This window comes from Mesorhizobium australicum WSM2073 (assembly GCF_000230995.2).
GTDB classification, from domain to species: domain Bacteria; phylum Pseudomonadota; class Alphaproteobacteria; order Rhizobiales; family Rhizobiaceae; genus Mesorhizobium; species Mesorhizobium australicum.
The window spans coordinates 1,406,197-1,424,792 of sequence record NC_019973.1 but is presented as its reverse complement, the minus strand read 5'-3'; the positions used below and the strand labels follow the sequence as shown (position 1 = coordinate 1,424,792).

Genomic DNA, 18,596 nt, shown 5'->3' with positions numbered 1-18,596 from the left:
AGTTGCATCGCAATATAGCCCCAAAGTTGCAGCAGCATTGCGTAGCCGAACAAGGCGTGGCCGCCATGAAACGGTTCTTCGTGACTTGCCAGGCTACTTGGTGAAGCCGGCCGCCGGCTCACGATCCGGCTCTGAAACATCGTCCACCGGAGACCAGCGCGGCTCGCCACAGGCCCGTCCGGCCGTCTCCGAATACAGCCGCGATCCGCATCGCGTCGCGGATCGAAGTGCAGGCACAAACCGACGATCCCGCGTCAGTGCGGTCTACGATGGGCAATGACAAAGACACCACAACACTCGGCCAAGCCGCTGGAATCCCTCGAAAAAGAGGCACGGAAAGCTTTCAGGTCAGGCTTGCCGCCGCCAATGCCCCGAGGTCGAACCTGATGCTGAAAAACTCGACGCGCCCGCATTCTTACGCCCTGGACAATCGCGTCGCGATACGCGCGACATAGGGCTCGGCACGAGACAGGGCGGGAACACCGGGTGTGTTTCGTCCCATTCGCAATTCGGGATCGAGCATTGCGCCCGATCCCTTCGGACGTCTTCCGCCCGGCGTCATCTGACCGTTGGTGGCAACAGGCGTCAGCATGATGACGGCTCTTCCGCACGCCAAGGTTGCTGTCACGCCAGCAGCGCTGGACTACGCGCTGCTGCGGAGACCCCGCCGTGCCGCCGGCGGGCTCAGGCCCGACGGCGCTCTGCCTCCGGATTCTTGCGAACGGCGAGAAACTCCTTCACGCGACGGCCCGGTGCCGGACCGCGGACCGGCTTGAAACCGTCGTCGAGTTCGCCCGAGAGGTCGAGCGTGGCATGCTTGCCGACGGCATCGTAATTCTCTTCAAGCCAGTCGCTGGCGGCGGTGCGGCCGAGGTCGCGCAGATAGGTCAGGAAGGCCCATTCGGCATTGACCTTCGAGGATGCCGACAGATCCTTGAACGCCTCGTCGGCATCGATGCGGTGCATGCGGATGTCCCGGTATTCGCCATGCGGCAGACGCCCGGCGGCGATCAGCTCCTTGACGAAGGCGATCGAGCGGAATTCGCGCAGCAGCCCGGCATTGAAGGTGATCTCGTCGATGCGGTTCTGGATCTCGTTGGCGCTTCTTGGTGTTCCCTCGCGCACCACCGGGTTGATCTGCACCAGAAGCACGTCCTCGGTCGCCGCCGTCTTGAAGAACGGATAGAGCGCCGGGTTGCCGCCATAGCCGCCATCCCAATAGGGCACGCCCTTGATCTCGACAGCACGGAACAGTTGCGGCAGGCAGGCCGAGGCCATCACTGTGTCGAGATCGATCTCGCCATCGGAAAACACTCGCAACTGCCCTGTCTCGACATTGGTGGCGGAGATGAACAGTTCCATCGGCTTGCAGGCATGGACATTCCCGAAATCGATCTCCTGCGCGACGACGTCGCGCAGCGGATTGAGGCCGAGCGGGTTGGCGACATAGGGCGAGAATACCCGCGACATGGTGTCGAAGAAGACATAGCCCGGCGTGTTCTCGATCGACCAATTGCCCCAGGCGACATCCCACGGCATGCGTTGCACCGGGCTGAACCGTCCCTTCGCCGCCACCGCGCGCCAGAAATCGTCCAGCTTCTTGCGCGCGCCCTCGACCCCGCCTCTGACAAAACCGTCAGCCAGCGCCACCGCGTTCATCGCGCCGGCACTGGTACCGGACACCGCCGATATCTCCAGCCTGCCATCCTCCAGCAGCCGGTCGAGCACGCCCCAGGAAAAGGCGCCATGCGAGCCGCCACCCTGGAGAGCGATGTTGATCTTCTTCTTTTCCTCCGCCTTGCCGTTCTTCGTCATGGCGTTCCTGTCATCCTGATACGCCAGCCCGCCCCCCAACGTCATTCGAAGGAAGCAGCTATCGCCAGCTTATGTTGCAGTGCAGCATATAAGGATGGGCCAAGGCAAGAACACGAACACGCTCGCGTGATCACATGAAATTTCGGTCGTGCGAAAGCCAATCGCTGCATGCGGAGAGACCGCGGCTTTCGAAACAGACATGAAGCCAGGCATGGGAGCTAGGCGACGAGGTCCGGCACAGGCCCGATATAGCGTGACTGCGGACGGATCAGCCGTCCGGTGGTCTGCTGCTCGCGCGCGTGCGCGACCCACCCGGCGACGCGTCCGGCTGCGAAGACATTGCTGAACGCCTCGGGCGGAAACCCTGCCGCCTCCAGCACCAGTGCGGTGTAGAATTCGACATTGGTCTGCAGCGAACGCTGCGGCTTGGCGACCCGGAGCACGTCGAGCGCGGTTTGCTCGACCGTCTCGGCGAAAGCCAGCCGCCTGCCGGTGTCGCCCTCACCGCCAAGCTTGCGCACCAACGCTTTCAGGACATCGGCACGCGGATCGCGCACGCGGTAGATGCGGTGACCGAAGCCCATGATGCGTTCGCCATGCGCGATCTCGTCGCGCAGCCAGGTGGCCGCATCGCCATGCGCGGCGATGGCGTCGAGCATCTCGATGACCGGGCCGGGCGCGCCGCCATGCAGCGGCCCCTTGAGCGCGCCAAGCCCGGCTAGCACCGACGATGTCAGGCCCGCCAGGGTCGAAGCGACGACGCGGGTGGCGAAGGTCGAGGCATTGAGGCCATGATCGCAAACGGTCACCAGATAGGTGTCGAGCGCGTTTGCCAATGCCGGCGACGGGGCCGATCCCCTGAGCATCCTCAACATGTCGGTGGCATGATCCGCCTTACCGTCGGGTGCGATCGGCTGCTCTCCGCGCCGCAGGCGCAGCAGGGCCGGCGTCAGCACCGCGGGCGCAGCGATCAGCCGCAGGGCGTCCGCCAGCGTTTCGCCATCCGGCAGCAAGGCCATGCCGGCGCGCATGGTGCTGTAGATTTCGAGCGGCGCCAGCAGGGGCAGCGAAGGCGCGAGCCGGTCGAAGACCTCGACGCGTGCCTAGCCCAACTTTGCCGCCAGTTCGGCGTCACCGGGCAGATCGTCGAAGAAGCCGTCCAGCAGCAGGCGGACGACCCGGGCGTAACTCCATCGTCCAGCCAAGTCCCCAAGCGAATGACCTCGGATCGTCAGGCGGCCGCCCAGGCCATCCACGTCGGACAGCACGGTTTCGGCCGCCACCACATCATCGAGCCCATTCGCCATGGCCTTATCTCCTTGGAGCTTTTCCGGGTGGGAGATAAGGATGGGCGCCACAAGCATCAATCTTGATCAATAGAATCAATATCCGAGCTCGATATGTCCGAATGGTTGTCGCGGGAAGAGGCGCTGGAAAGGCTCCGGGTGAGGCCGCAGACGCTCTATGCCTATGTCAGCCGCGGCCGCATCGGCATGCGCCCGGATCGGGCCGATCCGCGCCGCAGCCAGTACCGCGCCGACGACATCGCGGCGCTGGCAACGCGAAGGGCGCGCGGGCGCAGCCCCTCGGCCATCGCCGAAAGCGCGATCGCCTGGGGCGAGCCGTCGCTCGTCACCGCGATTTCGACCGTCTGGCACGGCAACCTCATCTATCGGGGCCGGAATGCCGTTGCGCTGTCCGACCATGCCACGCTGGAAGAAACCGCTGGACTGCTCTGGGCTCTGCCCGGCCCGGTCCATTTCGAAGCATCGCCTCCAGATGCGCCGCGTCCGACCGGCCGCGCCCAGGCGTTCGTGCAACTCGCTTTGCTTGCCGGCCAGGCGCGGCCCTCGCTTGGACGAAATGGTGCCTCGCTGTGCACTGATGCCGCACACGCGATCGGCGTGCTGGCCAGCGCCCTCGGTGCCGAGGCGGGGCCGGAACCGGTGCACCAGCGATTGGCGCGGGGCTGGTCGGTGGACGATGAAGGCGCGGATGCGATCCGGCGTGCGCTTGTGCTGCTTGCCGATCACGAACTCAACGCGTCGACCTTCGCGGCCCGCGTCGCCGCCTCGACCGGAGCCTCGCCCGCCGCTTGTCTGCTGGCCGGCCTGACGACACTGTCAGGTCCCCGCCACGGCGGCGCCGGCGAAGCCGTGATGCAACTCGCCGAAGACGCGGGACGGCATGGTGCCGATGCCGCGATCCGGCACTGGCTTGGCCACGACCGGCCACTGCCGGGATTCGGCCACCAGCTCTATCCCGAGGGCGATCCCCGGGCCACGGCGCTTCTGGCGGCCTTCGACAACACCGATGAAACATTGCGGTCGCTGGAAACCGCCGCCATGGCGGCGACCGGCGCCCAACCGAATATCGATTTTGCCCTGGCCGTGCTGGCGCGCAGCCTTGGCTTGCCGCGCGATGCACCGTTCCACCTCTTCGCGCTTGGACGCAGCGTCGGCTGGGCGGCACATCTGGTCGAACAGATCGTGACCGGCAGCATCATCCGGCCGCGCGGCCGCTATGAGGGATTGCTGCCGTAAATCGCGTGAGCGCTATGCGCTCACGACATCGTATCGAGCTTGCGCTGCATGGCCGCGATCTGGTCCTTCAACTGCTGCAGATCGTCGGACTTCTCCGGCGCTTCCTTCCTGGCCGGCTCGGCGGGGGCCGCTGCCGGTGCCGAGCCGGCGGGCGGAAAAGGCGTGAACAGCCGCATCGCGTTCTGGAACATTTCCATGTTTCGGCGCGTCTGTTCTTCCAGCGCCTTGATCGGCGTCGCCATCTTCATCACGTCCAGTGGCGACTTGCCGATGGCGCCCTTCATCTGCTCGCGGAACCGCTCTTGTTCCTTGGAGAAGGCGATCATCGATTGCTCGAGGAAACTCGGCACGATCATCTGCATCTGGTCGCCGTAGAAGGCGATCAGCTGGCGCAGGAACGGGATCGGCAGCATGTTCTGCCCGTCCTTGTTCTCCAGCTCGAAGATGATCTGGGTCAGCACCGGATGCGTGATGTCGTCGCCGGTCTTGGCGTCCTGGACGGTGAACTCCTCGCCCTTCTTGACCATCTCGGCCAGATCCTCGAGCGTCACATACGTACTCGTCCCCGTATTATAGAGGCGGCGATTGGCGTATTTCTTGATAATGATAGGGTCGTCTTTTGCGGCCATCTGCATCCTCCCCGGATCCCGGCACGCCTGAGTAAGCAGCCGGTAACGATTGCGCCCTTTTTGAGGATATGCGCAAAAGCCCTACAATTCCAAGCAGTTTGTGCACTGCGGGATCATATAATGCTGCATAGCAGGCAAAATATGCTGCGCGGCAGCGACCGGACCGCCGACACCACGATGCGCGGCCCGCTTGCGGCGCATCGGCGCCATGCCGATTTCCGGTTTGACTTGGGGGTGGGAAAGGGCAAAAAAGTCCTCAACGGCACAACAACACCCTTGAAGTCTGGAGAAGAAAATGTCCGCTTCCATTGTCATTGCCAGCGCCGCGCGCACGGCTGTAGGCTCCTTCAACGGCGCCTTCGCCGCCACGCCCGCGCATGAGCTCGGCGCCGTCGTCGTGCAGGAACTTTTGGCGCGTGCCGGGGTCGAACCGGCCGAGATCGACGAGGTCATCCTCGGCCAGGTGCTGACCGCGGCGCAAGGCCAGAACCCGGCCCGCCAGGCCTCGATCCTTGCCGGACTGCCCAAGGAGACCACCGCCTGGGGCCTCAACCAGGTTTGCGGTTCGGGCCTGCGCGCCATCGCGCTCGGCATGCAGCAGATCGCCACCGGCGACGCCAAGGTAATCATTGCCGGCGGCCAGGAATCGATGTCGCTGTCGCCGCACGCCGAGCACCTGCGCGCCGGCGTCAAGATGGGCGACTACAAGATGATCGACACCATGATCAAGGACGGGCTGTGGGACGCCTTCAATGGCTACCACATGGGCAACACCGCCGAGAACGTCGCCCGCCAGTTCCAGATCACCCGCGACGACCAGGACCAGTTCGCACTGGCTTCCCAGAACAAGGCCGAGGCCGCGCAGAAGGCGGGCAAGTTCAAGGACGAGATCGTCGCCTTCACCATCAAGGGCAAGAAGGGCGATACGGTTGTCGATCAGGACGAATACATCCGCCACGGCGCCACGATCGATGCCATGACCAAGCTGAAGCCGGCCTTCGACAAGGATGGCACGGTGACCGCCGCCAATGCCTCCGGCATCAATGATGGTGCCGCCGGCGCGCTGCTGATGAGCGAAGCGGAAGCCGCAAGGCGTGGCATCACCCCGCTGGCGCGCATCGCCTCCTGGGCGACCGCCGGCGTCGATCCGGCGATCATGGGCACCGGACCCATTCCCGCTTCACGCAAGGCCTTGGAACGGGCCGGTTGGTCGGCAGGGGATCTCGACCTTGTCGAGGCCAATGAGGCGTTCGCCGCACAGGCCTGCGCCGTCAACAAGGACATGGGCTGGGATCCCTCGATCGTCAATGTCAATGGCGGCGCCATCGCCATCGGCCACCCGATCGGCGCCTCGGGCGCCCGCATCTTCAACACGCTGGTCTTCGAAATGCGCCGGCGCGGCGCCAAGAAGGGACTGGCCACCCTATGCATCGGCGGCGGCATGGGCGTCGCCATGTGCGTGGAGGCTTTCTGATAGACTTTGGACGGGCGGCGCAAGCCGCCCGTTTCACATGTGGTGCCTGTAGCAAATCCAGTGCCTGCCAAGCCCGACAACAGGGCAATTTCAAAAAGGGGAAATGCATGACCAAGGTTGCAATCGTCACGGGTGGATCGCGTGGCATCGGCGCGGCGATCTCGATCGCTTTGAAGAACGCCGGCTATTCGGTTGCCGCGAACTACGCCGGCAACGACGAGGCGGCGGCGAAGTTCAAGGCGCAGACCGGCATTCCGGTCTACAAATGGTCGGTCGCCGACTATGACGCTTGCGCGGCCGGTATCAAACAAGTCGAGGCCGACCTCGGCCCTGTCTCGGTGCTGGTCAACAATGCCGGCATCACCCGCGACGCCATGTTCCACAAGATCACCCGCGAGCAGTGGAAAGAGGTGATCGATACCAATCTGTCCGGTGTCTTCAATATGACCCATCCGTTGTGGGGCGGCATGCGCGACCGCAAGTTCGGCCGCGTCATCACCATCTCCTCGATCAACGGCCAGAAGGGCCAGGCCGGTCAGGTCAATTACTCCGCCGCCAAGGCCGGCGACATCGGCTTCTCGAAGGCGCTCGCCCAGGAAGGTGCCCGCGCGGGCATCACCGTCAACGTCATCTGCCCTGGCTACATCGCCACCGAGATGGTCAAGGCAATCGACGAAAAGGTGCTCAACGAGCGCATCATCCCGCAAATTCCGGTCGGCCGCCTTGGCGAACCGGAAGAGATCGCGCGCTGCGTGGTCTTCCTCGCTTCGCAAGATGCCGGCTTCATCACCGGCTCGACCCTCACCGCCAATGGCGGCCAATACTTCGTCTGAGACGTCTGCTCGCGCAGTCCAACGCTGCGGATCCATGCGTGCCCTGCGATAAGCGGACCGGAAAATCGGTCCGCTTCCAAATGGCGCCTGACTCTTGGAAGACGCCGCTGTGACGCAATGCCCCAATCCGGCACGCAAAGGTTAATGCCGGTAGGCGCGTCTGCGCGAACCCTGTGATTAAGCCTGTGGATTCTCGGTGGATAAGCTGTTCACAAGACAAGATATTGAGGGAACAAAAAGAGAAAATACGGCCGGCGCTGCTTTGTCGCCGATTCGTTCCGGCTTTGAGCCCAATGTTAAGATTAATGGCTGGGATAAGCTGCTATTCTTTAACGTCGAGTTTAGAAAGATTAACAGTTTCATAAGTTTAACGGGCGCGCACCGAATCGCCCTCATCGTTCCCGGCGAAAGTTAACGGCAGGACCCGCCCAGCATAAAACGGGCCAGTTCGGTGATTCAGCATGTGGTGAGACTCGTGGTCACGAAATCCATATCTAGCCGTGAACAAAAGCTGAATCTTACGGAGTCGCCGATTCGTCGCTGATTCGTTCCAGACTCGTTCCAACTGTTAAGCAGGGGCTGATTTGCGGAGTGAGGCGGGCGTCTCCGGAACCCTGCCGGAACATTCTGCTTTCGCTTCGCGCCCGAAATCCCTATGTGTCGGCTGTCATACGCGCCGTCCTGGCACGCTCCCGACCACGAGAGGCCAGAAAGCCTTATTTCCGAGCCGATGAACATCCAGCCGAAACACACCGAGCCGCTGATCCTGTCGGGCCGCGACGTGACCGCCGTGCTTGGGCCGACCAATACCGGCAAGACCCATCTCGCCATCGAGCGCATGGTGGCGCACGAAACCGGTATCATCGGCCTGCCGCTGAGGCTGCTGGCCCGCGAGGTCTACACGCGCGTCTGCGAAAAGGTCGGTGCCAACAAAGTGGCGCTGATCACCGGCGAGGAGAAGATCCAGCCGCCGGGCGCCAGATATTCGGTCTGCACCGTCGAAGCCATGCCGCGTGAAACCGACGCCGCCTTTGTTGCCATCGACGAGGTGCAACTGGCCGGCGACCTCGAACGCGGCCATATCTTCACCGATCGCATCCTGCATCTGCGCGGCCGTCAGGAGACGCTGCTGCTTGGTGCCGCCACCATGCACGGTATCCTGCAGCGCTTGCTGAAAGGCGTCTCGGTAGTGACGCGGCCGCGGCTGTCGCATCTGGCCTATGCCGGCTCCAAGAAACTGACCCGCTTGCCCAGGCGCACCGCGATCGTTGCCTTCTCCGCCGACGAGGTCTATGCCATCGCCGAACTCATCCGCCGCCAGCAGGGTGGTGCGGCCGTCGTGCTCGGGGCGCTGTCGCCCCGCACCCGCAATGCTCAGGTGGCGCTGTTCCAATCGGGCGATGTCGACTATCTCATTGCCACCGATGCGATTGGCATGGGCCTCAACCTCGACCTCGACCATGTCGCCTTCGCCCAGAACCGCAAGTTCGACGGCTACCAGTACCGCAATCTGACGGCGGCCGAACTCGGCCAGATCGCCGGCCGCGCCGGCCGGCATCTGCGCGATGGCACGTTCGGCGTCACCGGCCAGGTCGATCCGCTGGACGAGGACCTGGTCCAGAAGATAGAGGGCCATGACTTCGACCCAGTGAAGGTGCTGCAGTGGCGCACCGCCCAATTCGATTTCGCCAGCCTCGATGCGCTGAAGCGCTCGATCGAAACCAACGCTCCGGTCGAGGGCCTGACACGCGCGCTGCCGGCCGTCGATGCGCAAGCGCTCGAACATCTCTCCCGCGACGAAGACATCCGCGCGCTCGCCACCAACGCCAAGCGCGTGGCGCTGCTGTGGGAAGCCTGCGCCCTGCCCGACTATCGCAAGATCGCGCCTGCCCAGCATGCCGACCTCATCGCCTCGATCTACATGGACCTCGCCCGGCAGGGCCATGTCGACGAGAACTACATGGCCGAACAGGTGCGCCGCGCCGACACCACCGAGGGCGACATCGACACGCTGTCGCACCGCATCGCCCAGATCCGCACCTGGACATTCGTGTCGAACCGGCCCGGCTGGCTGGCCGATCAGGCACACTGGCAGGAAAAGACGCGCGAAATCGAAGACAGATTGTCGGATGCGCTGCATGAGCGGTTGACGAAACGCTTCGTAGACCGCAGGACTTCCGTCCTCATGCGGCGCCTTAGAGAAAATACCATGCCTGAAGCCGAAATCAGTCCTACCGGAACCGTCCTTGTCGAAGGCCATCATGTCGGCGAGTTGCAAGGGTTCCGCTTCACCGCCGACCAGACCGCCGGCGGCGAAGACGCCAAGGCCGTGCGCACTGCCGCGCAAAAGGCGCTTGCCGCCGAGTTCGAGGCACGCGCGGAGCGCTTCGGCGCCTGCGCCAATGGCGATCTCGCGCTCGGTTCGGACGGCACGCTGCGCTGGATCGGCGCGCCGATAGGCACGCTGGTCTCGGGCGAAGACGCGCTGAAGCCGCGCCTGGTGTTGCTGACTGACGAACAGCTGACGGGCCCGGCGCGCGACAAGGTCGCGGCGCGCGCCGAACGCTTCGTCAATTTCCAGATCGAGTCGTTGTTGAAGCCGCTGGTCGATCTGAAGAACGCCGAGCAGATTTCCGGCATCGGCCGTGGCATCGCTTTCCAGCTGGTCGAGAATTTCGGCCTCATCAACCGTCGTGACATCGCCGAAGAGATGAAATCCTTGGACCAGGAAGGCCGCGCGGCGCTGCGCCGGCTTGGCGTCCGCTTCGGCGCCTACCACGTGTTCGTGCCCGCGCTGATCAAGCCGGCACCCGCCGGGCTGGTGACGCTGCTGTGGGCGTTGAAGAACGACGGCAAGGACAAGCCAGGCTTCGGCGACGTCGTCCACGCGCTGGCCTCGGGCCGCACCTCTGTTGTCATCGACCCGGCCTTCGACAAGGCCTTCTACAAGCTCGCTGGCTACCGCAATCTCGGCCGCCGCGCCGTGCGCATCGACATTCTGGAGCGGCTGGCCGACCTGATCCGCCCGGCGACCAACTGGAAGCCCGGCCTTGGCCAGCGTCCGGACGGCGCCTATGACGGCCAGTCCTTCATGGTGACGCCGCCGATGATGTCGATCCTTGGCGCCACCGCCGACGACATGGAAGAGATCCTCAAGGGTCTTGGCTATCGCGCCGAGCCGAAGCCGGCCGCGGAAGTCAAGGCACGGCTGGAAGCGCAGGACAATGCCGCGCGGGAAGCCGCCGCGGCCAGGCAGGCAGCCGAAGAAGCAGCCCGCGCGGAACAAGCCAAGGCGGCGGAAGAGGCGGCCGCCGAGGGAGTTGAACTGGTGCCGGATGCGGCAACCGACGTGGAGACGGAGGTTCCAGCCGAAGTCGCCGCCGACGCGCCGGTGGAAGCTGTCGCGCAAGAGCAGGCGGAAGCCACCGCTGAAGTTGCGGAGGAACCTGTAGCCGAAGCCGCTGTTGAAGCCGCCGAGCCGGCGCCGGTTGAGCCGCGGGCCGAACCTGAAACTGCCGAGCCCACCGAGGAAACCGCAGCGGCGGAGCCCGCCGTCGAAGCCTCCGCGTCGACTGAAGCCGCCGAACCGGCTGCAGTGGCGGAAGCCGCCGGCGAACCCGTGCCGGAAGCCGAAGCGCCAAAGCCGATCCTGCTGTGGCGCCAAGGTCGCTTCGACCAGCGTCCGCGTCATCGCGACGGCCGCAACAACCGGCCGCAAAACGGACAGGCGCGCGGCCGAAGCAACGCGCCGGCCGGCGGTGAACAAGCAACAGCCGCGCCCGCGGACCGTCCCACACACGAAGGACGCCGCGACGGCGCCGGAAAGCCGCGCTTCGACCGCTCGAAGTTCAAGCCCAAGCCGCAAGCTGAGGGTGCTGAGCGCCGCGACGGCCGCCCGCAGGGCGAGCGTCCCGAGCGCCGCGAAGGCCGGCCAGACTGGAAGGGCGGCAGGCCGGAAGGCAAGGGTGCCGATCGCGGCGGAAAGCCCGCTTTCCAGCCCAAGCCGCGCGAGGAGCGCCCGGTGCGTTTCGATCCGGACTCACCCTTCGCCAAGCTCGCCGCCTTGCGCGACCAATTGAAGAAGTAAACTCGCTTCGATGGTTGCTGAAGGCCGTCAGCGCATCGACAAATGGCTGTTCTTCTCGCGCGCGGTGAAATCGCGCTCGCTGGCGGCCAAATTGGTGGTCGCCGGCCGCGTGCGCATCAATCGCGACAAAGCGGCGCAGGCCTCCGATCTGGTCAAGCCAGGCGACGTGCTGACCATCACGCTCGACCGGCGTATCTTCGTCTGGAAGGTGCTCGGCGCTGGCGCGCGGCGCGGCCCGTCCGAGGAAGCCCGCACTCTTTATCAAGACATGTCGCCTCCGCCCGCACCAAAGGGCGACGCCCCGCCCGACGCTATCGCGGCGCTGCGCGAGGCAGGCAGCGGCCGCCCGACCAAAAAAGAGCGTCGCCAGACCGACCGATTGCGCGACGAAGATTGAGCCTGCCGATCGACGCAGATGTGCGCTCCCGCGGCAACGGCAACCAAAGCGAATTTTGCACCGGCAAACCAACGTCGGTGAGGGATGCGGGACCGTCGCGGCACCGCCGACCTGAAAATTCAATTCCCAAACTCTGGCGCCGCTGGGAATGGCTACCCTTGCAAGCAGCCCATAAAGGCGTTACCTCACGGAAAAAGCCAACAAAAACGGGACGTCCCGGAGCCGACCGATGACCTATGTCGTGACCGACAACTGCATCAAATGCAAATACATGGACTGCATCGAGGTCTGTCCGGTCGACTGTTTCTACGAAGGCGAGAACATGCTCGTCATCCATCCCGACGAGTGCATCGACTGCGGCGTCTGCGAGCCGGAATGCCCGGCCGACGCGATCAAGCCCGACACCGAGTCGGGCCTCGACAAATGGCTGCAGATCAACACCGAATATGCCGATAAATGGCCCAACATCACCGCCAAGAAGGAGCCGCCGGCCGACGCCAAGAGCTTCGACGGCGAGGCCGGCAAATTCGAGAAATACTTCTCCGCCGAGCCCGGCGAAGGCGATTGACAACACCGCTGCAAAGGCTTGTATGACGCAGCGTAACAGGCACGCCGGATTAACCGGCTTGACAGGCGGCGATTGGTTGTGGCCTTCGCTTACGCAGCAAAACCTTGATTCTTCCGACTTTTTGTGTTACATCAGCGAAACATGCCGGTGACACAACGTCGATTTATGGCGCAGACGCCCCAAATCACTGAAAGGTGAAAATCCCATTCCGGACCAGAGCGATCTGGGCCAGGCGGTCGCAATTCTTGCGGTTTGCCGGTCCCGGCTTTCCGGTGGGTTCATCTGTTGTGCGGCTAATGATCGGTGACCCCGATCACGTGAGTTCAGCCGGCACCGCCGCCGGCCCACAACAAGGAGTTCAGGGCGTAATGGCAACGATCACCCCGCAGAAGAAGTCCACAGCTGCACGTCACGGTTTCAAGACCGGCGAGTTCATCGTCTATCCGGCGCATGGCGTCGGCCAGATCGTCTCGATCGACGAGCAGGAAGTGGCCGGCCACAAGCTGGAACTGTTCGTCATCGACTTCCAGAAGGACAAGATGCGCCTGAAAGTGCCGGTCGCCAAGGCGACCTCTATCGGCATGCGCAAGCTGTCGGAAGAGGATTATGTCGAGCGCGCGCTGAAGGTCGTGCAGGGCCGCGCCCGCGTCAAGCGCACCATGTGGTCGCGCCGCGCCCAGGAATATGATGCCAAGATCAATTCGGGCGACCTGATCTCGATCTCGGAAGTCGTGCGCGACCTCTATCGCGCCGACAACCAGCCGGAGCAGTCCTATTCCGAACGCCAGCTCTACGAGGCGGCACTCGACCGCATGGCCCGCGAGATCGCGGCCGTCAACCGCATGTCGGAAACCGAAGCCGTGCGCCTGATCGAGGTCAACCTCAACAAAGGCCCCAAGCGTGGCGCCAAGGCCGACAATGAGGAAGCCGAGCAGGAAGAAGCTGCCTGAGCTTTTTCGCATTCAAGTTGACGAAAACCCGGCCTCGCGCCGGGTTTTTGTTTTTGGGGAAGGCCGCGATTGTCGCGCCTATGCGCCTCCCTCTTCCTCCGCCGCCTCCTGCTTCAGCGTGGCGATAAACCGCTTGGTGCGTTCGCGCTCCGGATTGCCGAACAGCTTGGCGGATGCCCCCTGCTCGACGATGACGCCGGCGTCGAGGAACACCGCCTCCTGGGCGATCTTGGAGGCCAGGCGCAAATCATGCGTCGCCATCACCATGGTCGTTCCCTCGCTGGCGAGCTGACCCAGCACATCGACCACCTCCTGAGCCAGCTCCGGGTCGAGCGCCGAAGTCGGTTCGTCGCACAGCAGCACCTTCGGCGACGGCGCCAGCGCACGGGCGATCGCCACGCGCTGCTGCTGGCCGCCCGACAGCGTCGCCGGCCAGGCATCGGCCTTATGCACCATGCCGACCTTCTCCAGCAGCGCGAGTGCCCGCTCATGTGCCTTCTGCGGCGACCATTTGAGCACCGTAACCAAGCCTTCCATGACATTTTCGATGGCTGTGCGATGCGGAAACAACTGGAAATTCTGGAACACCATGCCGGTCTGCAGGCGCAGACGCCTTATGTCCGCCGCCGGCACCTTCCCGCCCGGGCGGAACTCAAGCGTCTCGTCGCCGATCCGCACCGTGCCCGAAGTTGGGATCTCCAGCAGGTTGATGCAGCGCAGCAGCGTGCTTTTCCCCCCGCCGGAAGGGCCGACAAGCGCGGTGACGCTGCCTTCGGCGATGGCGACAGTCACCCCCTTCAGCACGAGATTGTCGCCGAAACGCTTTTCGATGTTGGTGAGGCTGATCATGAGCGTGCCTCCAGGAAGCCGCCATAGCGGTTGAGCCGCTCCTCCAGTCGCGTCTGCAAGGCCGACAGTACCGAACTCATCGCCAGATAGAGGATCGCCGCCTCGACATAGAGGATGAGCGGCTCATAGGTGGTGGCGACGATGCGTTGCGCCGCCTGGAACATTTCCGGCACGGTGATGGCGGCGGCCAGCGACGTGTCCTTGACCAGCGAGATGAAGGTGTTGGAGAGCGGCGGTACCGCCACCCGTCCGGCTTGCGGCAGAATGGTGCGCCGCATCGCCTGCCTCCAGGTCATCCCGATCGAATAGGCGGCCTCCCACTGGCCCTTGGGCACCGAGCCGATGGCCGCCCGGATGATTTCCGACGTGTAGGCCCCGATGTTGAGCGTGAAGCCGATCAGCGCCGCGGTGAAGGCGTCAAGCAGGATGCCGACCGACGGCAGGCCGTAGAAGATCAGGAAAAGCTGCACAAGGAGCGGCGTGCCGCGGAAGATCCAGACATAGAAGCGCACGAGCGCCACCAGCGGCTTCGGGCCGAACAGCCTGCCGAGCGCCGCGCCCAGCCCTACCGTCAGGCCGAGCACGAAGGACAGCAACGTCAGCGGCACGGTAAAGATCAACGCTGCCCACAGCAGCGAGGGCAGCGAGTCCAGCATCAGTTGCAGCCAGTGCGGCACGAAAGATCCTCCGGAATGGACGGGGAGCGTCATCCAAGCGCGAATGCGCCAGCCATATCACGACAAAAGCGGCGAGCCGTCAAAAACGACTCGCCGCTGGATACGTCACAGGGCGACAGCCGGCCCCGCTTGGTGAATTACTTCGAGACGTCCTGGCCGAAATAGGTGTTGGCGATCTTCTGGTAGGTGCCGTCCGCCTTGATGTCGGCCAGCGCCTTGTTGATGGCCGCGACCAGCTCCGGATCGCCCTTGCGCACGATGACGCCGGAGTAATCGGCATTCTCTTCCTGGGCGGCGATCTTCACATTGGCGTCGGGCTTGTGCTTCTTGAAGTCGAGGAACGACAGGCTGTCATTGATGGTAGCGTCCGCACGGCCGGTCAAAAGCAGCTGGATCGACTGGTCGAAGCCGTCGGTGCCGACCAGTTCGGCGCCATTGGACTCGGCCAGCTTGCCGAAATTGGATGTCAGCGACTGCGCCGACTTCTTGCCCTTGAGGTCGGCGAAGGCCTTGATGTCGGTGTTGTCGCCGCGCACGATCAGCACTGCCTTGGAGGCGATATAGGGATCGGAAAAGTCGTACTTGGCCTTGCGGGCGTCGGTGATGCCGACTTCGTTGATGACGGCATCATAACGGTTGACGTCGAGGCCGGCGATCAGCCCGTCCCACTTGCCTTCGAGGAACTCAGCCTTGACGCCGAGCTTATCGGCGATCGCCTTCGCGATCTCCACATCGAAGCCAACCAGCGCGCCGGAAGCGTCATGGTAGGTGAAGGGAGCGTAGGTGCCCTCCGTACCGACCTTGATGATTCCGGCCTGCTTGATCTGGTCGAGATTGGCGCCGGCGTGGCCCGATGCGACGGCCAGGGCCTGCAACGTTCCGGCGATGATGAGTGACTTGAGCCATTTCATTTTTCTGTGATCCCGTCCTTGGCCGGTAACCCGGCATGTTGTGAGGGCTGGAAAATGACAGATGCACGTCGAAAAAATAAGGAATGAAATTTCAAACAGAGCGTCTTCCGGAAATCAAATTCTCCGGAAGGAATTCACTCGCAGGCCCGGAAGTTCCAGACAGCTGCGCGGACGCTAGCGCTTGCCCTGCCCGCACCGGCGGAACCTTTCTCCCGCATGACAGTTTTGGCTGTTGTAGGGCACGCCGCCGTCATTTCAAGCCGGTGTCTGCCATTCGCCTCGCCGAGCCACGGAGCGCCTTATGATGGAAGACACGGCAGGACGGATCATGGTCCGCGCGGCAATGAAGGCACCCTATCTCGAGCGCGAGGAGGAGCATCGGCTGGCATTGCTCTGGAAGGAAGACAACGACCAGAACGCGCTGCACAGCATCACCGTCGCCCACATGCGGCTGGTTATTTCCATGGCCTCGAAATTCCGCCATTACGGGCTGCCGCTCGGCGATCTGGTTCAAGAGGGCCATGTCGGACTGCTCGAGGCCGCCGCCCGTTTCGAACCGGAGCGCGAGGTGCGGTTCTCGACCTACGCGACGTGGTGGATCCGCGCATCGATGCAGGACTACATCCTGCGCAACTGGTCGATCGTGCGCGGTGGCACCAGTTCGGCGCAAAAGGCCCTGTTCTTCAATCTCAGACGCTTGCGTGCGCGTCTCGCGAACGGCGCCGAGCCGCTCTCCAACACAAATCTCTACCGCGAGGTTTCGGTTGCGCTTGGTGTATCCGAGGCTGATGTCGCAATGATGGATTCACGACTGTCGGCTCCGGATTCTTCGCTGAACGTACCGCTGGCCGACGACGCGGGCGGCACCGAGCGGATGGATTTCCTGGTCTCGGACGATCCCTTGCCGGACGAAATTGTCGGCGACAAGATCGATGTCGCGCGCCGCTCGCTTTGGCTGAAGGAAGCGCTTCACGCGCTCAACGCGCGTGAACTCAGGATCATCGAGGAACGCCGGCTGAATGACGAGGGGGCCACGCTCGAGGCGCTCGGCGAGACGCTCGGCATCTCCAAGGAACGTGTCCGCCAGATCGAGGCGCGCGCCATGGAAAAGCTCAAGGTCGCGCTGGTGAAGCAGAATCCGGAATTCATGGCGACCGCCGCCTGATCTCCCGCTCGGGCTTTTATTTGTCGGTGACGATCTTGACCTTGTCGCCGGCCGAAACCGCGGCCCCCGGCGACAGCGCATTGAGCACGCGGAACAGGTCGAGCTTGCGGTCGACGCCAACCATCTGCGCGGCAAGCGACCCCATGGTCTGTCCCGGCTGCACGGTGAGCACACGAATATGCAGTGGCTTCAGTGCCGCCTTCTCGGCGGGGCTGAGGATGCGGAAGGAGCCGCTGACCGAGCGCGCTACCGTTTCAAGCGAGGTGCTGGCCGAGGGGGCCGCGGTCAGCAATCGGTAAACCTGGCCGCCGGCGCGGATCACAGCGATATCGAACTGCCAGCCTTCGGCGCCTGCATGGGCGGTCGCCGCCTCATTGCCGTTGATGGTTTCCTGCTTGACGGTGCTGTCGTCGAGGCCGGCCACCCAGCCGCTTCTGATATAGTCGGTCAGGGCGCGGTTCTTGTCGATCGAAACGCCGTCGAAGCGGATCGCTATGTCGCCGGGACCGGTCGCCGTCACCGCCGCCGCCGAATTGTCGATGATGAAACCGTCCGGCACCGTGAACGACACGCCCAAGCCTGGATGCAGGAAGGTTTCGCCGCGCACATAGCCTTCTTCCGGCGTGTCGCCGTAAAGCAGGCCGTCTATGCCGGCGAGGAAGGAATCGCGGTCGCGTGTACCGAAGCCGGGCGCACCGAACTGGCGGGCGTGCCGCTGTGCCAAATCGATGCGTTGCGGCGTGTTGGGGTGCGTCGCCAGGAAGTCGAGGCTGGCGTCGGTGGCGCCGCTGATCGAGCGGAAATCGGTATAGGCCGACATCGACTGCAGGAAGCGGCCGGCGGCATAGGGATCGTAGCCGGCTTCGCCGATCGACTTGATGCCGATGGCGTCAGCCTCAAGCTCCTGGTTGCGCGAGAACTGCGCCAGCCTGAGCTTGCCGCGGATGAGTGCAGCCTTGGCGGTCGGGCTGTCGCCAAGCACATCGGAAACGACCTTGGTCGCCAGACCTTCCTCGGCCTCCAGCTGCTGGCGCTGCAGCCCATGATTGGCGGTGACGTGGCCCATCTCATGCGCGATGACGGCGGCGAGCTCGGACGAATCATTGGCCAGCGCCAAGAGGCCGCGCGTTATGTAGAGATAGCCGCCCGGCAGCGCGAAGGCGTTGACGTTGGGCGAATTGAGGATGGTGATGCGATAGGTCTGGGTTGGGTTCGCCGACACCACGGTCAGATTGCCGACCACCTTGGCGACCATGCGTTCGAGCTTGGGATCGGAATATTCGCCGCCATAGGTCGCCAGGATGCGCGGATGCTGCGCCTTGGCGAGTTCCGCGAGCTTGTTGTTGGCGGCGACATTGTCGACCGTGATCGGCTTGTCGGATGGCTGAAAGCCTGATTCCTGGACTTCTGGAGGCGTGAACATCTGGCAGCTCGCCAGCGCCACGGCAAAGCCGGCCAGCGCCAGAAAGCGCGCCAGCGAGTTCATTCGTAGCCTGTCAACGCCGATCGCCAGAACGGCTTCCTTTCAGGTCCCTGCACATGACCACATGCGCAAAACAAACTGCTACAGTATCCGTCACGCGCCCCTCGGAGCATGCGGCGGAAGCTGTAGGCAAATCACGGCCTGTGCCGGACCGGTATCGAGCGGACCTAGCCACACTACTCCAGTCATGGCAAGCAAGCGCCACATCGCATCGG

At 63.8% G+C, this 18,596-nt stretch carries 16 protein-coding genes and 1 pseudogene; 9 read left to right on the top strand and 8 right to left on the bottom strand.

The genetic code is table 11. The features are described from left to right. Positions 1–684: 684 nt before the first annotated feature. Both MESAU_RS06750 and MESAU_RS06745 read right to left on the bottom strand, forming a co-directional pair. Entirely contained in the window at positions 685–1,815 is a 1,131-nt protein-coding gene (locus tag MESAU_RS06750; protein WP_015315309.1) for a patatin-like phospholipase family protein, read from the bottom strand. Positions 1,816–2,033: 218 nt separating this feature from the next. Further along, a pseudogene (locus tag MESAU_RS06745) lies at positions 2,034–3,122 on the bottom strand (citrate synthase/methylcitrate synthase). A 93-nt stretch (positions 3,123–3,215) separates the two neighbouring features. Between MESAU_RS06745 and MESAU_RS06740 the strand changes: the two are divergent. Then, positions 3,216–4,358 carry a citrate synthase gene (locus MESAU_RS06740; protein ID WP_015315308.1) on the top strand — a complete coding sequence of 381 codons (1,143 nt, stop codon included), beginning with the start codon at positions 3,216–3,218 and terminating at the stop codon, positions 4,356–4,358. A 20-nt stretch (positions 4,359–4,378) separates the two neighbouring features. On the opposite strand, the gene phaR is transcribed toward MESAU_RS06740, so the two are convergent. Together phaR and MESAU_RS31080 are read right to left on the bottom strand one after the other, a co-directional pair. Next, positions 4,379–4,987 (bottom strand): polyhydroxyalkanoate synthesis repressor PhaR, encoded by a 609-nt coding sequence (gene phaR / locus MESAU_RS06735; protein WP_015315307.1) that lies wholly within the window; start codon positions 4,985–4,987, stop codon positions 4,379–4,381. 81 nt (positions 4,988–5,068) lie between these two features. Further along, the gene (locus MESAU_RS31080; protein WP_140616661.1) at positions 5,069–5,296 is read right to left on the bottom strand and encodes a hypothetical protein; all 228 of its coding nucleotides are present in this window, start codon (positions 5,294–5,296) and stop codon (positions 5,069–5,071) included. Between MESAU_RS31080 and MESAU_RS06730 the strand changes: the two genes are divergently transcribed. From MESAU_RS06730 to MESAU_RS06705, 7 genes are all read left to right on the top strand, one after another. Beyond that, entirely contained in the window at positions 5,283–6,461 is a 1,179-nt protein-coding gene (locus tag MESAU_RS06730) for an acetyl-CoA C-acetyltransferase (protein WP_015315306.1), read from the top strand. The genes MESAU_RS31080 and MESAU_RS06730 overlap by 14 nt on opposite strands. Before the next feature lie 107 nt (positions 6,462–6,568). Further along, entirely contained in the window at positions 6,569–7,294 is a 726-nt protein-coding gene (phbB, locus tag MESAU_RS06725; RefSeq protein ID WP_015315305.1) for an acetoacetyl-CoA reductase, read from the top strand. A gap of 196 nt (positions 7,295–7,490) precedes the next feature. Continuing rightward, positions 7,491–7,709, top strand: coding sequence for a hypothetical protein (locus MESAU_RS31075; protein ID WP_140720034.1), 219 nt, complete (start codon positions 7,491–7,493; stop codon positions 7,707–7,709). A 315-nt stretch (positions 7,710–8,024) separates the two neighbouring features. Further along, a complete protein-coding gene (locus MESAU_RS06720) occupies positions 8,025–11,381 on the top strand; it encodes a helicase-related protein (protein ID WP_015315304.1) in 3,357 nt (1,118 codons plus the stop codon). Positions 11,382–11,391: 10 nt separating this feature from the next. After that, positions 11,392–11,778 carry an RNA-binding S4 domain-containing protein gene (locus tag MESAU_RS06715; protein ID WP_015315303.1) on the top strand — a complete coding sequence of 129 codons (387 nt, stop codon included), beginning with the start codon at positions 11,392–11,394 and terminating at the stop codon, positions 11,776–11,778. Positions 11,779–12,007: 229 nt separating this feature from the next. Then, positions 12,008–12,346, top strand: a complete 339-nt coding sequence (fdxA, locus tag MESAU_RS06710; protein WP_015315302.1) for a ferredoxin FdxA — start codon at positions 12,008–12,010, stop codon at positions 12,344–12,346. 368 nt (positions 12,347–12,714) lie between these two features. Continuing rightward, positions 12,715–13,296, top strand: a complete 582-nt coding sequence (locus tag MESAU_RS06705) for a CarD family transcriptional regulator (protein WP_015315301.1) — start codon at positions 12,715–12,717, stop codon at positions 13,294–13,296. Between the two features lie 78 nt (positions 13,297–13,374). Here MESAU_RS06705 and MESAU_RS06700 read toward each other — a convergent pair whose 3' ends face one another. The 3 genes from MESAU_RS06700 to MESAU_RS06690 all read right to left on the bottom strand — a co-directional run bounded on the left by MESAU_RS06700 (position 13,375) and on the right by MESAU_RS06690 (position 15,733). Continuing rightward, a complete protein-coding gene (locus MESAU_RS06700; protein WP_015315300.1) occupies positions 13,375–14,145 on the bottom strand; it encodes an amino acid ABC transporter ATP-binding protein in 771 nt (256 codons plus the stop codon). Then, positions 14,142–14,822, bottom strand: coding sequence for an amino acid ABC transporter permease (locus tag MESAU_RS06695; protein ID WP_015315299.1), 681 nt, complete (start codon positions 14,820–14,822; stop codon positions 14,142–14,144). The genes MESAU_RS06700 and MESAU_RS06695 overlap by 4 nt, the downstream gene beginning before the upstream one ends. Positions 14,823–14,959: 137 nt before the next feature. Further along, the gene (locus MESAU_RS06690) at positions 14,960–15,733 is read right to left on the bottom strand and encodes an amino acid ABC transporter substrate-binding protein (protein ID WP_015315298.1); all 774 of its coding nucleotides are present in this window, start codon (positions 15,731–15,733) and stop codon (positions 14,960–14,962) included. 301 nt (positions 15,734–16,034) lie between these two features. Here MESAU_RS06690 and MESAU_RS06685 point away from each other — a divergent pair, with 301 nt between their 5' ends. Then, entirely contained in the window at positions 16,035–16,898 is an 864-nt protein-coding gene (locus tag MESAU_RS06685; protein WP_015315297.1) for an RNA polymerase factor sigma-32, read from the top strand. A 16-nt stretch (positions 16,899–16,914) separates the two neighbouring features. Here the strand turns inward: MESAU_RS06685 and MESAU_RS06680 are convergent, their stop codons facing one another. Next, on the bottom strand, positions 16,915–18,384 hold the full coding sequence (locus tag MESAU_RS06680) for a M48 family metalloprotease (RefSeq protein ID WP_015315296.1): 1,470 nt from the start codon (positions 18,382–18,384) through the stop codon (positions 16,915–16,917). Between the last annotated feature and the right edge of the window lie 212 nt (positions 18,385–18,596).

What these genes read in the sequence shown, in the direction of transcription:
- MESAU_RS06700 (WP_015315300.1), bottom strand. Translation starts at nt 14,145, where the DNA reads ATGATCAGCCTCACCAACATCGAAAAGCGTTTCGGCGACAATCTCGTG.
- MESAU_RS06685 (WP_015315297.1), top strand. Translation starts at nt 16,035, where the DNA reads ATGATGGAAGACACGGCAGGACGGATCATGGTCCGCGCGGCAATGAAG.
- MESAU_RS06750 (WP_015315309.1), bottom strand. Translation starts at nt 1,815, where the DNA reads ATGACGAAGAACGGCAAGGCGGAGGAAAAGAAGAAGATCAACATCGCT.
- MESAU_RS06720 (WP_015315304.1), top strand. Translation starts at nt 8,025, where the DNA reads ATGAACATCCAGCCGAAACACACCGAGCCGCTGATCCTGTCGGGCCGC.
- MESAU_RS06730 (WP_015315306.1), top strand. Translation starts at nt 5,283, where the DNA reads ATGTCCGCTTCCATTGTCATTGCCAGCGCCGCGCGCACGGCTGTAGGC.
- phbB (WP_015315305.1), top strand. Translation starts at nt 6,569, where the DNA reads ATGACCAAGGTTGCAATCGTCACGGGTGGATCGCGTGGCATCGGCGCG.
- MESAU_RS06690 (WP_015315298.1), bottom strand. Translation starts at nt 15,733, where the DNA reads ATGAAATGGCTCAAGTCACTCATCATCGCCGGAACGTTGCAGGCCCTG.
- MESAU_RS06740 (WP_015315308.1), top strand. Translation starts at nt 3,216, where the DNA reads ATGTCCGAATGGTTGTCGCGGGAAGAGGCGCTGGAAAGGCTCCGGGTG.
- MESAU_RS06680 (WP_015315296.1), bottom strand. Translation starts at nt 18,384, where the DNA reads ATGAACTCGCTGGCGCGCTTTCTGGCGCTGGCCGGCTTTGCCGTGGCG.
- MESAU_RS06715 (WP_015315303.1), top strand. Translation starts at nt 11,392, where the DNA reads ATGGTTGCTGAAGGCCGTCAGCGCATCGACAAATGGCTGTTCTTCTCG.
- MESAU_RS06705 (WP_015315301.1), top strand. Translation starts at nt 12,715, where the DNA reads ATGGCAACGATCACCCCGCAGAAGAAGTCCACAGCTGCACGTCACGGT.
- fdxA (WP_015315302.1), top strand. Translation starts at nt 12,008, where the DNA reads ATGACCTATGTCGTGACCGACAACTGCATCAAATGCAAATACATGGAC.
- phaR (WP_015315307.1), bottom strand. Translation starts at nt 4,987, where the DNA reads ATGGCCGCAAAAGACGACCCTATCATTATCAAGAAATACGCCAATCGC.
- MESAU_RS31080 (WP_140616661.1), bottom strand. Translation starts at nt 5,296, where the DNA reads ATGGAAGCGGACATTTTCTTCTCCAGACTTCAAGGGTGTTGTTGTGCC.